Genomic DNA, 4,269 nt, shown 5'->3' on the forward strand with positions numbered 1-4,269 from the left:
TTGTCTCTCTCTCGCGGCCCGCGTGGCGGGGGGGGTGGGGGCGGGGGGGTGTGCGGGGGCGGGGGGGGGCGGGGGCCGGGCGGCGCCCCCCCCCCCCACCCGGTCTTGGCTACTGCGTCAAGCCGCAGCACCCTGCGTGCCGTCGTCGCCCACGCCGCCGAACAGCAAGGCGTTCACGCCGTCTTCATCGGCCTCATGGCCAACTCGCCGTACTGGGCGGGGCGGGACACCGGTTACGCGAGCCGGCGCACCATGGTCCGGGCGCGAGATCCGCGTCGCCGACGCGGCCCGCACGAGCGACGACACCGTCCTGCTCGCGGCCGACGGCGCGCGGCACGCGACGGCCTCACGGGCCAGAGGGGCGGATCGGCAACGCGCCGTGTTCCGGCGCCGTTTGAGCCTGTACGACGTGGTCGACCACCTCCGTGTGGCGCCTCGGTGACCTGGCGGCCAGGGCATTTCTTCGGGGCTTGACGGCGACTTGGGCCCACACTACCTTCCAGCAAACAGATTCATGAACAAGATTCATATACATGACTAGGAAAGGGGTGGGAAATGGCTCACAGGCGCATAGTGGTCTCCGGTGGTGGTACCGGCATTGGGCTGGCCGTTGCCGGATCGTTCGCGGCGGACGGCGACCGGGTCGTCATCGTCGGGCGGCGCGAGAAAGTGCTGGAAGATGCCGCGAAAGCCCTCAACGATCAGCACGGGTACGGCCTCGTCACCTGGGTCGCGGCCGATCTCTCCGTGCCGGAACAGGTCCGCCGTGCCGCCTACCTCATCACCGCCGACGGCGAGGTCGACGTCCTCGTGACCAACGCGGGCGGCAATGTCGCCCCGGGGCGTGGCGACACCCTGGAAGAAGTCGCCGAGGGCTACCGCAGCAACTTTGCCGCCAACGTCCTGACGTCCGTCCTGCTGACCGAGGCCCTTCTGCCGCACGTCCGTCGCCCCGGCGGACGCATCGTCCACCTCTCCTCGATCGCGGCTCTGCGCGGTCCGGGGTCGTACGGTGGCTCCAAGGCGGCGGTCAACGCCTATACGTTCGAGCTCGCCCAGCGCCTCGGCGCGCAGGGCGTCACCGTGAACGCCGTGGCACCCGGATTCGTCGCCGACACGGAGTTCTTCGGCGACCGCGCGACCTCCGAGTTCATCGCCACCCGGGTCGGGCAGTCCCTGACCGGCGAGCCGGGCAGGCCCGATGAGATCGCCGCGGCGATCCGCTATGTCGCCTCTGCCGAAGCGGCTTATCTGACGGGGCAGATCCTGCACATCAACGGTGGTGCCGCGCTGGGTCGCTAAGCTGCTGCGTCGTCATGAGGCTCACGGGCCAGAAGACACGTCTCTTTCTGGCCCGCCTCTTCCCCGCCCACCATGTGTATCGGCGCCCCCACCTGCACGTCTCCAGGAGCTGTACCGCAGGCACCTGTCCGCTGCGCTCGCCTATGCCCGCACCTGCACGTGCGACGCGCACATCGCCGAGGACCTGGCCTCCGAGGCGTTCGCCCGCACCCTGCGGGCGGGTCAAGGCCAGGCGTGGGTCGGATGCCGCCTGGCGGCCTATCCGCTGTCCGTGGTGCGGCGTGCCGCCGAGGACTGGGCGAGCACCGCGCTCCGCACGGAACTGGCCCCGGACTTCGAGCGCTGACTCGACCAGGCGCCCGTCGCCGAGAGCGGGAGGAGTGCTGCCACTACGGCGCGCTCCTCGCCGCAGCCGTAGGCCGGACGGGCAGCCGTCGCAGTGACGCGCTCGCCCGGCATCTGGCCGGACGTGACCGGTGCAGTACCGCCCTCTACGAGTCGGCCGCCCTCAACGACAGGATGCGGACGGTCCTTCCGGCAGCGACTCCGAGGCGGCACCTGCCGTGACCGTGAGCGCGACGCCCGCCACGTCGGCACCCGCGAAGTCCCCGTCGCCCTCCACCTCCCCGCAGGTCAGGACCGAGCCTGAGCGCCCACGCGTCTCCGCGTCCGCGCCCAAGACGAGTCCGACGGCAGCCGGTCTCGGGCGGGCCAAGCTGTCGACCCGCATGGTCAACGTCGGGCGGGAGACCTGTATGCAGCCTCGGGCGGTGCCGTCGTCCTCAGCGCGTGCGATGGCGGAGGCGATCAGGTCTGGCAGATCTTCGCGTATCCGAAGCGTGGTGAAGGCTCCTACTGAAGGACAAGACCGACGGCGGTCGGTAGACCGGTGCCGCCGACTGGGGGGACGATGAAGTGCGAAGCGGCGAGCGGGTCACGATCAATCCCAACTACTACAGCAGCTCGACCTGCGCTTCCGAACGGACGGTTGACTCGAACGACTCGCCCCTGAGAAGGGACGCGTCGAGGGGACCGGCCGGTTGGCGGCGTGTTCCGCTGCCAACCGGTGACCTCCCGGTCCTCTGGCGACTCTCGCCTCTGCGTCGCGCGGGCCTCCCTCGGTTGTGTGCGTACGTCTGCGTGCGCGGGTCGGCACGGGACTCACGAAGGGAGGAGCGGGCAAACCGGGATCGATCCCGGCGCTTTGCCAACGCTTTGCCTTCGGGGTTCGTCCGGCAACTCTCGTCGGTCTTGCGGGAGTTCGGCGCTGGACAGGGAGCCTCGGCCGCTGTTACGTTCCCGGCGACCTCCCGCAAGACTCCTCTCCCGCACCTCCCGCCTCTGGGCCGTCGTCGGGCACCTTCCTCCTGAACCGGAGGAACCGTGCGAGACACCCACACCGCACCGCGGTATCGAGAGACCCCGCGCAGACCCCGCAGCAGGCACCGCGCCCCGTGGAAAATGGCCGTGCCCAGCGCCCTCGGCGCCGTGCTCGCCCTGCTGGTCGCCTTCCTCGGGCTGCCGGGTTGGGCCGCCGAAGAGGACGGCGACGAGCTCGCCTCGTACGCCGTGACCGAGGCCCCGCCCGTCGCCTGCGCGAAGAACGCCGAGGCGCGGAAGAAGGGCATCCACGTCTTCTACGTCCACCGCGCGGGCGAGGACCGTACCGCGGAACGGTCTCCGGTCATCCGGCGCCTCATGTGGGACGTGGACCAGCAGTTGGAGGCCGGCACCAAGCGTCTGGACGCCGATCAGAGCCGCCGCTACCAGATGGTGCAGGACGACTCCTGCCGGATCGAGGTCACTCCGGTCGGGGTAAGCGGGCTGGCCGAGGTGCCCAGGATCGCCGACATCAAGGAGGCCGTGGACAGGGCCCTGATGGCTGAACTCACCCTCGGCGCATCGGAGGAGGAGCAGAAGGAGAAGCTGGACGAGTATCTGAACGGGCAGCGGCTGATGCTCTTCATGGACTGGGAGAAGACCGACGGCCCCGGCTGCGGCGTCGGCGGGGGCGCTGGCCTGGCCAAGAGCACGGGCGGCTGGGCCTCGGTGATGAGGTCGTGCTGGAACGCGTACGCCGTCACGCACGAACTGATGCACAGCTTCGGCGTGCCGCACTGCGCCGACGGGGAACAGCAGGGCCACCTCCAGCACGGCAAGGACCCGCTGTGCGGGGGCGGTTCGAGTGCGGAAGGCGCCGAGCCGCAGTGCACCGAGGTCAACGCCGCCGAGATGCTGGACTGCGCCGGCGACCAGTTCCACTACTTCCACCCGGCCCCCGAGGCGGGCAGCGCGCTGGCCAAGGCTCCCGAGGAGAACGTGGCCAACAACCCGCAACTGCTCACCGACGTCCCCGCGCGGCCCGTCGACTTTCGGCTCCAGAGCCGCACCAGCGGCCTCTGCCTGGACCGGGGCGGTGACGGAGACGTCGTCCAGAAGGAGTGCGCCGACGGCAAGGGCTCGCGGGCTCAGGTCTGGCGGCGAACGCTCGACAGCGACGGCTACTTCAGGCTGAAGCTGGTGTCGGACGACCGCTGCCTGACACTGCCCTCGGACGAACGTCCCGGCCAGGACGAGCAGGTCGAAGCCGTCGCCGCGGTCCTGGCTGCGTGCTCCGCCAGTGAGCCACGCCAGCAATGGTGGATGCGGGACGGCGCAGGCCTCGACCACACCGACTCCTGGCTCGTGAACCGCGTCACCCGGCAGAACGTCGGCCTCGAAGGGGGCGGCAAGGAGAAGCTGGCCGGGACGCGACTGGTCCAGATGAAGGGCGGTCCTGGCGCCTTCACCCCGCAGTTTATGGCGACCCGCTCGAAGGGCGGTCCGGCGGACTCCTGCGGATCGAAGTCCCGTAAGCCGAAGGGCTGTTGAGCGGACCTTCCCAGACCTCCGGCTGCCGGGTGTCCCCGAACCTCGGCAGCCGGAGACAACGGGCGGCGGCGCACGCCACAGGCTCCCGTTCTGGGG

General features: G+C 70.4%; 4 protein-coding genes and 1 pseudogene. 4 read left to right on the forward strand and 1 reads right to left on the reverse strand.

What is annotated here, in order from left to right:
* Positions 1-48 precede the first annotated feature (48 nt).
* From ACFWY6_RS44565 to ACFWY6_RS44575, 3 genes and pseudogenes are all read left to right on the forward strand, one after another.
* A complete protein-coding gene (locus ACFWY6_RS44565) occupies positions 49-474 on the forward strand; it encodes a glutamate-cysteine ligase family protein (RefSeq protein ID WP_384703391.1) in 426 nt (141 codons plus the stop codon).
* 81 nt (positions 475-555) lie between these two features.
* Entirely contained in the window at positions 556-1,302 is a 747-nt protein-coding gene (locus tag ACFWY6_RS44570; protein WP_384703394.1) for an SDR family NAD(P)-dependent oxidoreductase, read from the forward strand.
* Positions 1,283-1,543: pseudogene (locus ACFWY6_RS44575) on the forward strand (sigma factor); the annotation flags it as partial. The gene ACFWY6_RS44570 and the pseudogene ACFWY6_RS44575, both read left to right, overlap by 20 nt.
* Positions 1,544-1,560: 17 nt before the next feature.
* Here the strand turns inward: ACFWY6_RS44575 and ACFWY6_RS44580 are convergent.
* On the reverse strand, positions 1,561-1,692 hold the full coding sequence (locus ACFWY6_RS44580; RefSeq protein ID WP_384703399.1) for a hypothetical protein: 132 nt from the start codon (positions 1,690-1,692) through the stop codon (positions 1,561-1,563).
* Positions 1,693-2,763: 1,071 nt separating this feature from the next.
* Between ACFWY6_RS44580 and ACFWY6_RS44585 the strand changes: the two genes are divergently transcribed.
* Positions 2,764-4,173, forward strand: a complete 1,410-nt coding sequence (locus tag ACFWY6_RS44585; protein ID WP_384703396.1) for an RICIN domain-containing protein — start codon at positions 2,764-2,766, stop codon at positions 4,171-4,173.
* Positions 4,174-4,269: the final 96 nt, after the last annotated feature.

The sequence above is a fragment of the Streptomyces sp. NPDC059037 genome, assembly GCF_042740015.1.
Taxonomy (GTDB): domain Bacteria; phylum Actinomycetota; class Actinomycetes; order Streptomycetales; family Streptomycetaceae; genus Streptomyces.